This window comes from Dyadobacter sp. UC 10, assembly GCF_008369915.1.
Taxonomy (GTDB): domain Bacteria; phylum Bacteroidota; class Bacteroidia; order Cytophagales; family Spirosomataceae; genus Dyadobacter.
Genome location: NZ_VSRN01000001.1, coordinates 2723352 through 2739200 on the forward strand (window position 1 = coordinate 2723352; position 15849 = coordinate 2739200).

Here is a 15849-nt window from a genome sequence, read left to right on the forward strand (position 1 = left end):
TACCTCAATTATTTCTTGCGGGAGCTGGTGGCGGCGGAGGCGGAATAGTCGCTTTCGCCGGTTTGGCTGCTCTCGCTGGTGCTGGCGGCCGTGGAGGCGGCGGCGAAATTCTGCGATTGTTTTGCACTTTGCCCACCCGCGCAACTTTTGCTGGCCGGGGTCGCGCCGCTGCTTCGAGTTTTTCTATACCCATTGCTTCTGCGCCCAGTTTCTCGCCTAGCTCTTCAATTTTGTGATGCAATTCCTCTGCTTCGGCTTCCAGTTTCCGGTTTGGCTGCTGCGCCGCTACCTCAGCTTTACGGGCGGAGGAAATTTGTGCATTCAACTCTGAAACAGTTTGTTCGTGCGTTTTAATCTGCTGTTCAAAATCAGCCAGCTGCTTTTCAATATCTGCTTCATTTGGTTTTATTTGATTGGGTTTGTCTCCTCGGTCAAGCAGGGACGAACGTTTTTCCATCAGCTCAGATCTCAATTCCAGCGCACGATTTTTTTTCCATTCGATTTTTTCAAGATCTCTTTGAACGCGTTCGATTTCAAAGTTTTGCTTTTCCATTTCCAGTTGAATTTCTTCCAATCGGCGCTGGAAAGGCTCCATTTCGGCATTGATCGCGTGCATTCTTTTACTGATCTCGGAGATTTTCTTTTCGAGTGAGTCGTTAATAGCAAATCCTTCAACAGGCTCATCCAGCCTTATTTCAATGAGCTCATCCATTTCCGCAGCAATTTCTTCGTCACGCATTTCGACAATATCCCCCGGTACCACCACCAATGCGGACTTGCCTGTTTTCTTCTTTACGCTTTGCTTCGCGACTTTCTTTTCCTGGGTTTTTTCAGATTTTTGAGCCACTGCGTAAACGGATACACCGACAGCAAGCGTGACCATCAAAAGAATGACCGGCAGACTTCCGATACTTCTGGAAGTTTTTGGAGAAATACCCAGCACCCGCTGCACTCTATTTAGTAGTAAAGGTTTTTTCGAAGCGAATGCCATCGCAACCCTCGGGGCAGTCTGCCACTCGGCTACTTTTACCAGTGCGTGTGCGAGCGACATTTTATCTCCGCAAACAGCAAGTGCAATATCATCGCAGCAATGCTCGCGTTCTGCACGGACCTTGTCGGAAAGCCACCAGATAGCAGGGTGGAAGAAAAAGATCACTTCCACAAATGACTGAAAGAGGTTGATCAGGTAATCGTTCCTTTTAATGTGCGCCAGTTCATGTGCGAGAATTGCCTCCACCTGTGAAGTTGAAAATCCGGTGAGGAAACCGATTGGGAGCAAAATGACCGGGCTGATCGTACCAATTACCATTGGCGTTAAAATTTTGGCTGTTTCCTTAAACTCCACCGACTTGGCAATATTCATTTTTGCTATAATAATACCGAGTCTTGCGCGCCACTCCCTGTCAGTCACAATGCGCGCCTGAGCACGAAGCCGCTCTGTGAAAATCCAGCCGCCGAAGAATCGCATCAAAAGGATCGCCGCGCCTATTGCCCAACAAGTAACCAACTCGTGCATGTGAGCAGTCAGCCATAGTTGTATTTTGAAAGTCAGAGGATATTCGTATCCCGACCGTACCACTCTTGCCAAACCTTCTGTCGCATTTGCTCCGGCTGAGACCGCGCGGGCCAGTGGCGTTGAATATTTCATAAAATAATGAAAGAATGTTGCGAGAGACGCAACGAGCTGAACAAGCAGTAAACTAATGCCCACTGCGTAACGCGTCAGGGCCGATTTACGGCGAAGTATATAAAAAGCAGCTAGGCCAATGAGTAGGAGGGCGGTTCCCTGCCAAAGGGAATGAACAAGCGTCCAGCCGAAGGCGGACATCATGGAATCTGAGAAAAGGCCGGAAATCGATTTCATAGCTATCGATTGTTTTCAAGGTTATTTAATAACTCACGAATTTCACTTAACTCTTCCGCAGAAGTGGAGTGATTCCCCAAAGCCTGCATGACCATTTGAGCTGCCGATCCCTGAAAAACAGTTTCAACCATTTTCCCCAGCAAATTTTGCTGCGTTTCTTCCTTACCCAGCAATGCGACATAAATATGCGACCGGCCCTGTTCAGTTCGGTAGAGTAATCCTTTGTCATGCATGATCTGCATTAACTTTAAGGTCGTGGTATAACCTACGTCTTTAGTTGCTGACAGTGCATCGTGCACGGCCCTGACCGTACTTGGGCCGGCTTGCCACAAGAAATTCAGGATCTCTAACTCGGAATCAGTGGGTTTGATATACATAGTATAATAGGTTACGATAATCTTCGTACCAAATGTCTACGAAAAAAATCGTACTTCCAAGCTACAAGTACGATTTTTTTCGTAGATAAGGTTGGTGTAGCTTAAACAAATTGATAGTGAGGGTATTAAATAAAAAAAGTCCAGCATCAATTGCTGGACTTTTAGTAGAATTTTATTGAAATCTAAACGTAAGTGTTCAACATTACCGGCATCACCAGCATAAGAATATCCTCGTTTTCCTCCTGGTCAACCGGAATAATTAATCCCGCACGATTTGGAGCTGAGAGTTCAAATGTGATGGTTTTGCTGGACAGATTACCTAATACTTCGATCAAAAATTTTGCATTAAAACCGATTTCCAGATCATCCCCATTATACTCACACATGAGGCGCTCGTTCGCTTCATTAGAATAGTCAAGATCCTCTGCGGAAATAACCAGGTCGTTCAAAGACATTTTCAGGCGAACCTGGTGCGTGGTGCGGTTTGAATAAATTGAGATACGACGCAGTGAGCTCAGAATCTCCATTCTGCTAATCGTCAATGTATTCTGATTGTTAGTTGGGATCGCATTCTCGTAATCCGGGAAACGCTCGTCGATCAGCCGACAGATCATGCGGATATTACCAAAGCTGAAAAACGCATTTGAAGACGTGAATTCTGCTTTTACAGGTAGGTCGTCTGACGGCAGACATGATTTCAGCAAATTCAATGCTTTTCGCTGAATGATCATCGACGTATCGATATCAGATTTAATATCAGTACGGCGGTAACGTACGAGGCGGTGACCGTCGGTGGCTACAAACGTGGCATTTTCTGTTCCCATTTGAACAAAAACCCCGGTCATAGCCGGACGCAGATCGTCGGTACTGGTTGCAAAAAGTGTATTGGCGATTGCCGAACCCAGCGCAGATGAAGAAAATTCAACAGACTGTCCGCGGTTAACAGCAGGTGTTTTCGGGAAATCGATCGGATTTTCACCAGACAATTTATAACGGCCATTATCCGAAATGATCTCTGTACCAAAAGTTTCACCATTGACCTGTAATGTAATAGGCTGCTCAGGCAGGCCGCGCAATGTATCCAGCAACAATTTAGCAGGAATAGCAATCGCGCCTTTTTCGCTTGATTCGACCTCAATTTCAGTAATCATCACCGTTTGAAGGTCAGAGGCGGTTACCGTGAGCGAGTTACCCTCCAATGTTAAAAGGAAATTCTCAAGGATCGGTACGATTGGGTTCGTTGAAACGACACCGTTGATAGCAGAAAGCTGTTTAAGAAGAACTGATGACGAAACGACAAACTTCATAATTCGTGACGTAAGTGTTTAAATGTGAAATATATAGGGTTGGCCACAGCCCGAAAATCGTTTTGTAGGGAACAAAAATAGAAAAAATTACCGGACGAAGTACCTTAAATTCCGCTGAATTTTCGGGCTCGGAGGTAGTATCTCAGTGCGCCAAAGATTCCGATCAGGGCAATAGGCAGAAGTAGGTTAAGAGCCTGCCAAAACTTTCTTTTTTCCTGTAATTTGATCTTATCCAGCGCCCGGATATTGATTTCCTTGTTCCTCGCACTGATCAGCCCGTTTGCATCGGTCAGGTAGTCAAGTGCGTTCATTATGAAGTCTTTATTGCCAAAAGTCTGCTTGGAAACCCGGTCATAGCCCAAAGGCAAGGGCGCGTTTCTCTTGTAATCGAAGTCGTTGACAATCACGTCGCCATCGGAGCAAATGATCACTTTCCCGCCACTTCCGGATTCCTTAAATGTAGAAGAGCGGGGATCGGCAGGCAGAATGCGATTCTGAAAAAGAGAATTAAAGGAGCCTTCCAAAAGCAGGGCAGCAAGTTTCGGGCCACCTATGTATTCTGAAGCGTCTGGATCCTTGCGGGCTTCGTTGTAACCCACCAGCGCCGGGGTATTAACGACCTGGGTATAGGGAGAAGTCAGCAAAAGCGGAATCTTTTGAACAGAAGAAGCGCCGCCAACGGTATCAATGCTGCTTAGAAACCGGGTATAAACTGCATTCAGATTTCTGGTAATGGTGTGCCTGCCAAAATTGTTGATCAATGGATAAAAGCGCCAGGGAAGCGGCCGGATCTCCGGCGTGTCACCGCGGTTACCCACATTCAGTAAGATGTCAGCACAATTCAAATCTTTTACCAGATTGGTATTAATCCGGGCGCCCCATTTGAAAAACAGATCGTTTAATCCCAGATCAAGCGGCTGGGCGTAATTTCCGTCCAGGCTCACACTGTCAACTTTCGCTCCGTCAACGAAAAACATTGCCTTCCCTCCCGAAACCACATATTGATCCAGCTTGTATTTATCATCATCGGAAAAAGCGCTGTCGGGCTTCATAACGATCAGCGCATCAAGCCCGTCGTAGGATTCGGGATTATTCATATCCATAAAAAGATCGTAGCCCTGTTGAATTGTTGCAATAAGGTCACTTAACCTTGCCGGAGAAATTTGTGTGTGACTAACTACGAGACCGACCTTTTTACGTGCCGGATTGACCAGAAGCCGGATCGCGGAAGCCAGTTCGAACTCAACTCCTTCGTAGGATTGATTCAGTTGCTCTTCCGGGGAAGTAGACCTGGTTTTATTTCCTTTCAAGAGCTGAACGGGAACTGCCAGCGTATCTGCCAGAACGATCGCGCCGGGGAATATGATTTTCTCTGTCCGCTTCCCGTCCTCATTTGCAAAAACATTGGTGGGCGTTAATCCGCGGTCTACCAGGTTCATGTATTGCTTTTGCCGCTGCTCTTCGCTAGTCGCACTGGAAGGGTCGGAGTAGTTGACTGTTAAGTGTCCGTTGGAGTAGGTTTTAAATTCTTCCAAAGTTTCCCGCGTCGCACTTTCGAGTCGCTCAAAGCCTGCGGGAAAGTCGCCCGAGAGGTATACATTGACACTAATATCTTTATCCAGGCTACCCAATAGCTCTTTTGTAGCATCGGAAATGCTATATCGCTTGTCCTCGGTAAGGTCAATTCTGAAAAAAAACACGGAAGCCAGCCAGTTAATGCCGGCGAGGATAGTGACTAGCAGGACAATCCGAAGAATTGTACTTTTGATGAGCATAAAATGCTTCGGGATTAAAAACGAAAAATGGACGATATGATACTTTTAACGTCCATTGCAAAAATATAAAATTCTAAGTCGCTTATTTGATTCTCAGCGCGGGAAGTATTGATGCTGTTAAGTCTGAAATACAAATGATCGCCTCACTTTTTAAACTTACAGGCTTGATTATCAGGTTCAATGTAATATGATTTGTAATTAATGGCTTTCGGGTTCATGCAGCCTTTTAAATTGAGTACCTGAATATTCCGGAAATCAATCGGATGACTTTCAGCTTGTAATGCAATGTAGCCGCTGCTCAATGGCGTGCCCTGCTTTTTTGCCCAATCTTCCTCATTCCCCACTTTCCCGTCTTTAAATGTATGGTTTTTGCCAACATAACCTCCGCCGATTCTGGGTTTGGTAAAGGTGAGTACAGTATCCTTTTCAATTAAATGATATACGATTGAATCGCCTAGTACAATTGCTTCTGCATCTACCCACTGGTCACCATTGTAGGTTTTGGAAGAAGAGTTAATACAATGCGCCTCATCCAGTTTTCCATTGATATCCACGATTGTTCCGGGCGTGCAGAGGTTGCCGGTCGTGCGCTCGCCCGCGTTAAGTCCGCCGAGGTATTGCATTTCAAGTGAAATAGGGAAATCCTGATCTAGTCCAAGGCTGGCGGCTGATTGCGAATGCAACATAATTCCGCTGTTTCGAACATTCCATGAAGCGCCGCCGGGAACCTGGTTACCTGTAAAACGATATTGAAGGCGGATTTTATAATGAGAATAGGGTTTGTTGTAATACATATGACCATATTCAGTTGTGAATTTGTCATATTCCTTGTAATTCACACGGATCATGTCATCCTCAACGATAAACGTATTCTTGTAATTATCGTTGACTTTGTGTCCCGCAATCTTGATATCCCAGCCAGTCAGGTCCTTACCATTAAAAATCGATTCCCATTCTTCCTTGTCTGCGGCTTTCTGGGCGAAGGAGGTGATGGAGGTTAGGAGGAGGAAGAGAAGTATTTTTATTGGCATTGAATTAATGGTTGAGATTTTTTTTGCCACGAATACACGAATTTGCACGAATGCATTCGTGCAAATTCGTGTATTCGTGGCAAAAAGTTAAAGCACCAATCGCTTATATTCTAACCTGCCGCGGCCAAAATTCACAAGTAAACCGAGTTTGTTTCCCGAAACTTTCAGATAGTTAATAGTTTGTGAAACATGCTCATCTGTAAGGCAAGACACATATTTAACCTCGAGAATGATGTTATCAAACACCACAAAATCAGCCTAGAATTTATGACGGAGTAAAATTCCACGAAAGTAAACGAGATACTCTTTTTCCCTTTCGAAAGAAATTCGTTTTTGAGCAAAACAGAGTTCTAGCGCATCCTTATAAACGATCTCCGCAAAACCATGGCCCAGTTCATTGTGCACTTCTATGCATTGGCCGATCACAAGGTATGCTTCTTCTTTAAAATACAATTCCATTCGTCTGAGATATTTAAGTCCTTAGACGAACGACTTGGAATTAGGTAACATCAAAATGAAAAGAACCAATCACTTCCTTTTCCTCCTCGGCTTTTCCGATGAAGATCCGCCAGATTTCCGGTTACCGCGTGAGGATCTGGGTGGCCGGGATTCGTGAACCGCCGGTTTACGGACATTTGAGCGGCCCCTGTTTTCCCTGCCCGGCGAAGGGACGGTTCCTGCAAGATACAGGTCCATACTGCGACGGGCGAGATTGGTATCCTTCACTTTTACTTTCACCTGATCTCCGAAAGTATATATCTTCTTTGTGCGCTGTCCAATGATCCGGTAATTTTCCTTATCCAATTCATAGTAATCGTCGCCCAGGTCGGTCATACGGATCAATCCTTCCGAAGCAGTTTCTGTAATTTCTACAAAAATCCCAAACTCCGTTACACCCGTTATGATGCCTGCAAATTCGGTGTCGGGATCCATGGAACTCATGAACTCAACCTGCTTATATTTGATAGAAGCACGCTCGGCCTCTGCCGCAAGTCGCTCACGTTCAGAAGAGTGCTTGGAAGCACTTTCATACTCTTCCGAATTTACATTCGCGCCGCCGTCGAGATAATGCTGTAAAAGCCGGTGCGCCATTACGTCCGGATAGCGGCGGATCGGGGATGTGAAGTGTGAATACCGCCTGAATGCCAGACCAAAGTGCCCATAATCTTCGGTAGAATACCTGGCCTTCGCCATGGTGCGCACAGCAAGCGATTCGATCAGGTTTTGTTCCGGTTTTCCTTCCACACGCGCCAGCATCGCATTCATGGATTTCGCGATCTTGTTTTCTTCTTCCACTTCCAGCTTATGACCGAGTTTGGCAACGAAAGTGGCAAACGTTTTCAGCCTGTCCACGTCGGGCGCTTCGTGGATACGATATACCATCGTGTTCTTTTCCTCGCCTTTCGAAAGTGCGTAAACGTATTCTGCAACGCGTTTGTTAGCCAGAAGCATAAATTCCTCTATCAGCTTGTTCGAATCGTGCCGCTCTTTTTGATAGATACCCAGCGGTTTTCCGTTTTCATCCAGCTTAAATCGCACCTCCGGGGTTTCAAAATTAATCGCTCCTTTTTTGAATCGCTCTTCACGAAAGATCTTCGCAATCGTGTTGAGGGTAGCCAATTCTTTCGGAAAATCCCCTTCACCCGAATCCAGCACAGCCTGTGCTTCTTCATAGCTAAACCTTCTGTCTGAGTGGATCACTGTCCTCCCAAACCATTCTTTCAGCACCTTTCCCTTTGAACTGATCTCAAAAATGGCCGAAAATGCCAGTTTATCTTCATTCGGGCGAAGTGAGCAAAGGTTGTTGGAGAGCTTTTCCGGCAGCATGGGGACAGTCCTGTCGACAAGATAGACGGAAGTTGCCCGGCGGTAAGCTTCCCGTTCGAGCTCGGTATTTGGCAATACATAATGAGAAACATCGGCGATATGAACGCCCACCTCAACTATATCATCATCCAAATACCTGACAGACAGTGCATCGTCAAAATCTTTGGCATCGACCGGATCAATCGTAAGTGTGAGCCAGTCACGGATATCACGGCGCTTCGCAATTTCTTTTTTGGTAATCTTGTCAGAGATCTTATTTGCCTCTGCTTCAACGTCATCCGGAAAATGATAAGGTAACCCAAATTCGGCCAGGATCGCGTGCATTTCTACATCATTATCACCGGCTTTGCCCAGTACCTGCACGATTTCTCCCTCAGCCTGACTTCTTCTCGTCGGCCACTCTTTGACCTTTACGATAACCTTGTCGCCATTGCTGGCATCTTTGATTTCATCGGGTTCCAGAAAAATAGGATCGAATAGCTTTTTGTTATCCGGCTGGACAACGGCGTAGCGTTGGCTAATTTCAATAATACCGACTATATCTGCATTTTTTCGCTCAATAATATCCTTAACCCGCCCTTCGACCCGGCTTTTACCCGAATCACCTCTTCCGGAGTTGCGACTGTTTTTGGTAAGTGTCTGCACTGAGACAATATCACCGTCCCAGGCACCATTGAGCATTTCTGATTCAATATAAATATCGTCTTCTCTGCCCTCTACGATCACAAATGCGAACGATTTGTTGACGCGGTCAACGCGGCCTGTCAGTTCTTTATTCACAGGTTTGTCCGCTCCTGCGGAGTAGGTGCCGTTTTTATGATAAACGATCCTTCCAGCTTGTTCCAGCTCATGCAGGATTTCGTTGAACAGTACCCTTACCTTTTTATCCTGCACACCAAAATGATCGTGGACATCGAAAGGACGAAATTGCTGCTCTCTGTTCAGATCGAAAAATGCAGCAATATCTGCTTTTAAATTATCTATATAGGAAACAATATGATGAGGAGCTTTCGGCTCTCTTTTTTCCCTTTCGGGCTTATTTTTTACTTTTTTGTCTTTCATTATTCTTTTAAATTAATACCTCGCTACCGGTTACCGGTCACTCAGTACAGCGTCATCCGACCCTGGTAATGTTCTCTTCCTGAACTGCCTGGAAGCAATGCAATCGCAAATAAAGCTGTGCCAGGACCACCACGTCCTCCCTGCAATATCGGGAAATTTTTGCCAGGTCATTTTCTTCGTAATAAACCCTAGTGACCTGGTCTCCGCTCATTTCATTTTTACTACCGGGAATATCAAAAACCGCAGCGAGCAAATCCAGCGAAGTATAGCTTTTATAGTCCCCGAATTTCCAGAGATCCATCGTATCCTGATGCAGGATTTCCCATGGTTTTTTGCCGGTAATTTGCAGGGCTTTTGGTATTTCAATGCAATGGATCAGCATTCGGCGGCAGAGGAAGGGAAAATCAAATTCCTTGCCGTTATGTGCACAAAGTATCAGTTGCTCAGCGGGATATTTCTCAATCAATGCTTTGAACTGCCGCAACAGATCGGCCTCGTCGTCGCCGGAAAAACTGCTCACCTTAAATGCAAGTTCCTCATTTTCATTCCAGTAGAATGCGCCGAAAGCAATGCAAACAATTTTACCAAATTCAGCATAGATAGCACCGCGGTCATAAAAATGTTCAGCATTGCTGAGGCTGTCGTCGTTACGTTTGAGACTTAATGCTTTTTTGTCCCAAAGTTTCTGTATTCGGTCTGGAAGCTGTTCGTAGGAGGCATGTGACGAAACAGTTTCGATGTCGAGGAGGAGGAAATTTTTAATGCGTTTTTTGAAATCTTCTGTCATAGTGTGGGGGATTATAGGTGGGAATGGTTAATTTTTGCCCGGGTCGGTTCGGGATGGTTCAGGTTCCTGCTTATTGGTCATTTAATAGTCATTCTTTGTCATTGATGGTCATTTATTGTTTTGCGTGTGTAATATCAATAGCAATATTTAATTCCAGCGGCCTAAGCGATCCCATACCATGCTCCACAACAAATAACTATTAATGACCACTAATGACAATTATTGACAACAACCCCCAATCCCGATCCACCTCGACCCCTTCCATTCCCCAATCCGATCAATCCCGAACTACCTCGTCCCTTTCCAATCCACCTCAGTCATGCAAAACGCCCTGCAAGCCCAGCGGCTCGATCTGCATCAGGTTGGCTTCGATGATACTGTCCGGCACGAATATAAACTTTTTATCGTAGATCTGGTTTTCGATGAAATAGCTGACCCAGAATTCGTTATTGAGATGAAAAACGTCGGGCATGATCGGTTCCACCACTGCATGCTCACCGGCCGGAATCTCCGGGAAAAAGTGCCTGAGTGTAGAAGTCTTCTGATCAGAATTGGTGCCTGACTCACTATTACTATATCCTTTTGAAGTCACAAACACATTCGTAATCGGATCGTCATTTTTATTGATCACAATAACATTCCACTCTTCGGCATTCAATTCGTTCACACTTTTTACGATCGCAACCTGTATTCTCTTCACGGGATGAAATATAATATCCTTCTTCATTCTTCTAAATCCTTTAATTCCATTTGGAACAAATCCGCCAAATGTGCTTTTAAAACTTTTGATAAATCATTCATTTCGACTTCTGCCCCCAATTCTGCTGCCATGGATGTTACTGCCTTGTCATCGATTCCGCAGGGAACGATATTCCCGAAATACGAAAGGTTGGTATTGACATTAAGTGCAAATCCGTGCATGGTCACCCAGCGACTGGCCTTCACACCCAGTGCGCAAATTTTGCGGGGATTGAGCTGTGCTTCATGATCAAGCCAAACGCCTGTCAAACCCTTGATCCTTCCCGCATCAATCTGGTAATCTGCCAAAGTACGGATAATGGCCTCTTCGAGCGTCCGCATATACAGATGAATATCCGTAAAAAAATTGTCGAGGTCAAGGATCGGGTACCCTACCAGCTGGCCGGGGCCGTGATAGGTAATATCGCCGCCGCGATTGATCTTGTAATATTTTGCCTGTTTTACAGTCAAATCTTCCGCAGATAAAAGGAGGTGCTCAGGCTTGCCGCTTTTTCCCAACGTATAAACATGAGGGTGCTGGCAAAACAGGAGGTAATTGGGAGTTAAAACCTTTTCTGCATCGCTCAAAGTCCGGTTTTGAGTCTTTAACGCGAGGGTTTCCGCAAAAATTTTCTCCTGATAGTCCCAGGCTTCCTGATAGTCAATCAGGCCAAGGTTCCTGAAATTAACCTGCTTATTGATGAGGGTATTCATTTTTTAAATTTTTCGACGCTGTTTTAGAAACTTCTTCATGTTTTCTGCGTCATAAGTCTTTTGTCAGACGAATTATCTCAACGTATGACATAATGATAACTTATTTCAGTAATTAATTGTTCGAAAGCGATTTCTAATATGGCGGCACACAACGACACCGGACATTGGGGCGAGGCGCAGGCTGCCGCTTTTTTGCTGGCAAAAGGATTTAAGATAGTTGAGCAAAATTATCGCAGCAGACACACTGAAATTGATTTGATTTTACAAAAAGAGAAAATGCTGATTTTTGTCGAAGTCAAAACGCGGAGCGGGACCGCCTACGGAATGCCTGAAGAGTTCGTCAATCCGGCCAAAGCCAAACTGGTGATGCGCGCAGCGGAAAATTATATTTTCGATAAAGACTGGCACTTTGATGTTCGTTTCGATATTGTTTCAGTGCTTGTAATGCCGAACGGAGAAACCGAGATCCGGCATATTGAAGATGCTTTTTACAAATAGTATCCTGAGTATGTGACAAGTAGAATCTATTTGCAGGCAGATTTAATAGGTAAATACATTACAATCCTAAATCCGCCTGTAATGATTGAAGAGTTGCTATTAAGCCGCCGGGAAGTGCTCAAAAAGTCTGCATTTATTTTTCTGGCTGCCTCGCAAGACTGGAATTTACCTGCTCCGCCTCGCTTCCAGCTCGGCGCCTGCGATTGGTCTGTCGGCAAAGCATTGAATCCGGAAGCTTTTGAGCGGGCTAAACAGATCGGTTTACAGGGCATTCAGGTTAGTTACAATACTTCCAAAGACCAGGCTGGACTTTCGGTTCCTGCCACTTTGAAATCCATTCAGGAAGCTTCCGCGCGAACTGGCGTTAAGATTTCCAGTCTCGCTATCGGAGAATTAAACCGCGTACCTTATAAATCGGAGCCGAGAACCGAAGAATGGGTATGGAATAGCGTCGACGCCGCGAAGGCGCTTGGAGTGAAGGTGATCTTACTCGCCTTTTTCTCTGACGGAGATTTGCGGAATGATGAAAAGGGAAAAAAGGCGGTCATTGAAAGATTGAAAAAAGTAGCGCCCCACGCTGAAAAGCAAGGTATTACATTGGGAATCGAATCGTATATGAGCGGACAAGAGCATTTGGATATTATTAATGCAGTAGGGTCGAATGCAGTTAAAGTTTATTACGATTTCAGAAATTCCGTCGACGCCGGTCACGATATTTTCAAAGAGATTCCCATGCTTGGAAAAGAAATGATTTGCGAAATACACATGAAAGAAAACGGCCAGCGACTCGGACAAGGCACCCTCGACTGGCCAAAAATAGCGGAAGCGATTAAAAAAACAGGTTATTCAGGTTGGATGCAGATCGAAGGAGCTACCCCGCCCGGCGCCGATCTGATAGCATGTTATCAGCAAAACCGGACTTATCTGGAAAGTCTTTTCTCTTTTAAATGATATGAATTCAATAGCTCTGATTCCTCAGCGTGTTTTTTTTGCGTTTGCCGGCATTTGCCTGCTTTCTTTCTTTGGATTATATCAAATACAAAAACTGCCAGACGCTCCGAAAAAATCATCAGGTGCGCCGATAGCATTGGCAGATACTGCAAAGCTATATGTTCCCGAAGACCTGGAAGCGACGCTCTGGGCCGAGGCGCCGATGTTTCATAATCCTACCAATATGGATATTGATGCAAAAGGCAGGGTCTGGATCACCGAGGCGGTGAATTACCGCGATTTTAATACCAAACCAGCGGAGCGGCTGAGCCACAAACAGAAGGGCGACCGTGTGATGATTTTGGAAGATAAAGACGGTGACGGGAAAGCGGAATCTTCGAAAGTATATGTGGAAGATACCTTACTGACTTCACCACTTGGAATTGCGGTAATCGGCAACAAAACAATCGTTTCCTGCGCCCCTAACCTCATCATTTACACTGACAAAGACGGTGACGACAAGCCCGACAGCCGGGAGATTTTCCTGACCGGTTTCGGCGGTTTCGACCACGACCACTCCCTGCACTCGTTAGTAGCCGGTCCGGACGGGAAATATTATTTCAATACCGGCAATGCAGGCCCGCACCAGGTGAAAGATAAAAGCGGCTGGACGTTGCGCAGCGGCAGTTTGTATACCGGCGGCACACCTTATAATAAGTCGAACCAGGGAAATCAAAAGTCTGACGACGGGCGGATCTGGGTGGGAGGGTTAGCATTGCGTATTAACCCTGACGGAACTGGTTTGAAGGTTTTGGGACACAATTTCAGGAATAGCTTTGAGGTGTGCCTGGACAGTTACGGGAACATGTGGCAGAATGATAATGACGATCAGGTAATTACCTGCCGGGTAAGTTTCTTACAAGAAAATGGTAATGCGGGTTATTTTTCGGCAGATGGAACGCGTTACTGGCAGGCCGATCGCCGGCCGGGACAGGATATTTTCACAACCCACTGGCATCAGGAAGATCCGGGCGTGATGCCAGCCGGTGACAATACCGGCGCAGGCTCGCCCACCGGAACCGTTTTTTACGAAGGCGACGAACTCGGGAAAGACTACCGCGGTACCTTACTAAGCTGCGAAGCTGGCCGGAATGTGATTTTTGCATACAAACCGGAACAAACCGGCGCTGGTTTTAAACTAAACCGCCGTGACCTGATCAGCTCTTTTCCGCAGGCGAATGAGAGATATGAATGGTATGAAACGGATGGTGATACCAGAAAATGGTTCCGTCCGTCGGATGCGGCCGTCGGTCCCGATGGCGCATTGTACATCGCCGACTGGTATGATCCGGTGGTAGGCGGGCACGCCATGAAGGACAAGATCGGCTACGGCCGCATTTATCGCATTACCCCGAAAGGTAAAAAATTGACGATCCCAAAAACTGACCTTACCACTACTACCGGCCTGATCGAGGCATTAAAAAATCCTGCGGTCAATGTTCGTTTGCTGGGTTTTGAAGGATTAAAGGCAAAAGGAGATGAAGTAATCGGAGACGTCAAACAATTACTGAATGCAGAAAATCCGTTTCACCAGGCGCGGGCCATCTGGCTGTTATCCCAATTAGGTGAAAAAGGAGCGCAGGAAGTAGATAAGCTCACAAGATCTTCAGATGCTGCGCACAGGCTGACTGCATTCCGCGCACTGCGGTCGATTGGTAAGTCTGATGGATTTTTGGAACAATTGGCCAATGACCCTGACGCAGCTGTGCGGCGGGAAATAGCGATTGCGCTTCGAGATCTGCCTTACGAAAAAGCATTTAAACCTATTCATAGCCTGATCAAAAACTATGATGGAAAAGATCCCTGGATGCTGGAAGCTATCGGTACTGCGGCCGACGGGAAAGAGCAAAAGGTGTATGCAATGGTAAGAGAATCATACAAAGCCGATCCCGAATACTGGGATCCGCAGCGGGCGAATCTCGCCTGGCGATTGCACCCCGAAAACGCGGTTAACGATTTGAAGATCAGGTCTGGTTCTGCAAAAGTCAGTGTTCCTGAACGCAGAAAGGCATTAACTGCGATCGGTTTTATCAAAAGTAAAAAAGCAGCGGAAGCAATGGTTTCATTAAGCAAATCACCTTTGAAAGACGTTTCGTCGCAGGCTTCGTGGTGGCTAAACTTCCGGAAAAGTAACGACTGGGCTGAGCTCCTGAATTGGGAGGAAGCTACCGCCCAGCAAATGACGCCTGCTTACCGGCAAATGCTGGAAAAGAAAAAGATCGTGGCGGATAAGTCGGGCAATGTGGCGACGAGAATTGAAGCGGCCAAATCAATGGCTGCAGATATTGACGGGGGAAATATTCTGGTCGATATGCGGGTGCAGGGACAGTTGCAGGATACAATAGCGAAATCGGTGAGTGAGATCATTTTCAAAAATCCCGATCAGAATGTCAGAGTGGTGGCGAGCCAGTTTTTTCCGAGAAATGGAAAGGTATTGAAAACAGATTTTATCGCCAGGATGAAAGCTAACCCCGGCCAGGGCGAGAAGATATTCACCACCTATTGCGTCGCCTGCCACAAACACGGCGAAACGGGCGCGGATATCGGCCCAGACTTGACGCTTGTGCACAAAAAATTTGATAAAAATGGCTTACTCGACGCGATCGTGAATCCATCGGCCAGTATGGTTTTCGGATACGAAAGCTACACGATCGTAACCAAGAAAGGGGAGACTTATTTCGGATTTTTAATGAGCGACGGGGCGAATGTAGTACTGAAAGATGCCGCTGGAAAGCAGCATTCGATCAAAGCAGCGGATATTAAAAGCAGGGAAAAAATGCCAAGCTCGCTCATGCCTGAGCCTGTAACTTTGGGATTGAATGAGCAGGATCTCGCTGATCTGACGGGCTATCTGCTGAATTTTAAATAACTAAAAACGC

General features: G+C 45.9%; 12 protein-coding genes and 1 pseudogene. 3 read left to right on the forward strand and 10 right to left on the reverse strand.

The window, feature by feature from the left end; all coding sequences use genetic code 11:
* Positions 1-4 precede the first annotated feature (4 nt).
* The 10 genes and pseudogenes from FXO21_RS11280 to lipB form a co-directional block, all read right to left on the reverse strand.
* Positions 5-1864 (reverse strand): M56 family metallopeptidase, encoded by a 1860-nt coding sequence (locus tag FXO21_RS11280; protein WP_149640164.1) that lies wholly within the window; start codon positions 1862-1864, stop codon positions 5-7.
* Between the two features lie 2 nt (positions 1865-1866).
* Positions 1867-2241 (reverse strand): BlaI/MecI/CopY family transcriptional regulator, encoded by a 375-nt coding sequence (locus FXO21_RS11285; protein ID WP_149640165.1) that lies wholly within the window; start codon positions 2239-2241, stop codon positions 1867-1869.
* Between the two features lie 182 nt (positions 2242-2423).
* The gene (gene dnaN / locus FXO21_RS11290; RefSeq protein ID WP_149640166.1) at positions 2424-3548 is read right to left on the reverse strand and encodes a DNA polymerase III subunit beta; all 1125 of its coding nucleotides are present in this window, start codon (positions 3546-3548) and stop codon (positions 2424-2426) included.
* Between the two features lie 104 nt (positions 3549-3652).
* Complete coding sequence (gldG, locus tag FXO21_RS11295; RefSeq protein WP_409014749.1) at positions 3653-5323, reverse strand: gliding motility-associated ABC transporter substrate-binding protein GldG; 1671 nt, start codon at positions 5321-5323, stop codon at positions 3653-3655.
* Between the two features lie 143 nt (positions 5324-5466).
* Positions 5467-6354 (reverse strand): 3-keto-disaccharide hydrolase, encoded by an 888-nt coding sequence (locus FXO21_RS11300; RefSeq protein WP_149640167.1) that lies wholly within the window; start codon positions 6352-6354, stop codon positions 5467-5469.
* Between the two features lie 87 nt (positions 6355-6441).
* Positions 6442-6813 (reverse strand): annotated as a pseudogene (locus FXO21_RS11305) (GxxExxY protein).
* Between the two features lie 69 nt (positions 6814-6882).
* Entirely contained in the window at positions 6883-9243 is a 2361-nt protein-coding gene (gene rnr, locus FXO21_RS11310) for a ribonuclease R (RefSeq protein ID WP_149640168.1), read from the reverse strand.
* Positions 9244-9295: 52 nt separating this feature from the next.
* Complete coding sequence (locus FXO21_RS11315) at positions 9296-10030, reverse strand: 3'-5' exonuclease (protein WP_149640169.1); 735 nt, start codon at positions 10028-10030, stop codon at positions 9296-9298.
* Between the two features lie 313 nt (positions 10031-10343).
* Positions 10344-10757 carry a hypothetical protein gene (locus tag FXO21_RS11320; protein WP_149640170.1) on the reverse strand — a complete coding sequence of 138 codons (414 nt, stop codon included), beginning with the start codon at positions 10755-10757 and terminating at the stop codon, positions 10344-10346.
* Entirely contained in the window at positions 10754-11482 is a 729-nt protein-coding gene (gene lipB / locus FXO21_RS11325; RefSeq protein WP_149640171.1) for a lipoyl(octanoyl) transferase LipB, read from the reverse strand. Before lipB ends, FXO21_RS11320 begins: the two co-directional genes overlap by 4 nt.
* 138 nt (positions 11483-11620) lie before the next feature.
* Between lipB and FXO21_RS11330 the strand changes: the two genes are divergently transcribed.
* From FXO21_RS11330 to FXO21_RS11340, 3 genes are all read left to right on the forward strand, one after another.
* Positions 11621-11980 carry a YraN family protein gene (locus tag FXO21_RS11330; protein WP_149640172.1) on the forward strand — a complete coding sequence of 120 codons (360 nt, stop codon included), beginning with the start codon at positions 11621-11623 and terminating at the stop codon, positions 11978-11980.
* Positions 11981-12061: 81 nt separating this feature from the next.
* On the forward strand, positions 12062-12931 hold the full coding sequence (locus FXO21_RS11335; RefSeq protein ID WP_149643465.1) for a sugar phosphate isomerase/epimerase family protein: 870 nt from the start codon (positions 12062-12064) through the stop codon (positions 12929-12931).
* A 1-nt stretch (position 12932) separates the two neighbouring features.
* A complete protein-coding gene (locus tag FXO21_RS11340; RefSeq protein WP_149640173.1) occupies positions 12933-15839 on the forward strand; it encodes a PVC-type heme-binding CxxCH protein in 2907 nt (968 codons plus the stop codon).
* Positions 15840-15849 lie beyond the last annotated feature (10 nt).

What these genes read in the sequence shown, in the direction of transcription:
- gldG (WP_409014749.1), bottom strand. Translation starts at nt 5,323, where the DNA reads ATGCTCATCAAAAGTACAATTCTTCGGATTGTCCTGCTAGTCACTATC.
- FXO21_RS11315 (WP_149640169.1), bottom strand. Translation starts at nt 10,030, where the DNA reads ATGACAGAAGATTTCAAAAAACGCATTAAAAATTTCCTCCTCCTCGAC.
- FXO21_RS11285 (WP_149640165.1), bottom strand. Translation starts at nt 2,241, where the DNA reads ATGTATATCAAACCCACTGATTCCGAGTTAGAGATCCTGAATTTCTTG.
- dnaN (WP_149640166.1), bottom strand. Translation starts at nt 3,548, where the DNA reads ATGAAGTTTGTCGTTTCGTCATCAGTTCTTCTTAAACAGCTTTCTGCT.
- FXO21_RS11280 (WP_149640164.1), bottom strand. Translation starts at nt 1,864, where the DNA reads ATGAAATCGATTTCCGGCCTTTTCTCAGATTCCATGATGTCCGCCTTC.
- FXO21_RS11300 (WP_149640167.1), bottom strand. Translation starts at nt 6,354, where the DNA reads ATGCCAATAAAAATACTTCTCTTCCTCCTCCTAACCTCCATCACCTCC.
- FXO21_RS11335 (WP_149643465.1), top strand. Translation starts at nt 12,062, where the DNA reads ATGATTGAAGAGTTGCTATTAAGCCGCCGGGAAGTGCTCAAAAAGTCT.
- FXO21_RS11320 (WP_149640170.1), bottom strand. Translation starts at nt 10,757, where the DNA reads ATGAAGAAGGATATTATATTTCATCCCGTGAAGAGAATACAGGTTGCG.
- lipB (WP_149640171.1), bottom strand. Translation starts at nt 11,482, where the DNA reads ATGAATACCCTCATCAATAAGCAGGTTAATTTCAGGAACCTTGGCCTG.
- FXO21_RS11330 (WP_149640172.1), top strand. Translation starts at nt 11,621, where the DNA reads ATGGCGGCACACAACGACACCGGACATTGGGGCGAGGCGCAGGCTGCC.
- FXO21_RS11340 (WP_149640173.1), top strand. Translation starts at nt 12,933, where the DNA reads ATGAATTCAATAGCTCTGATTCCTCAGCGTGTTTTTTTTGCGTTTGCC.
- rnr (WP_149640168.1), bottom strand. Translation starts at nt 9,243, where the DNA reads ATGAAAGACAAAAAAGTAAAAAATAAGCCCGAAAGGGAAAAAAGAGAG.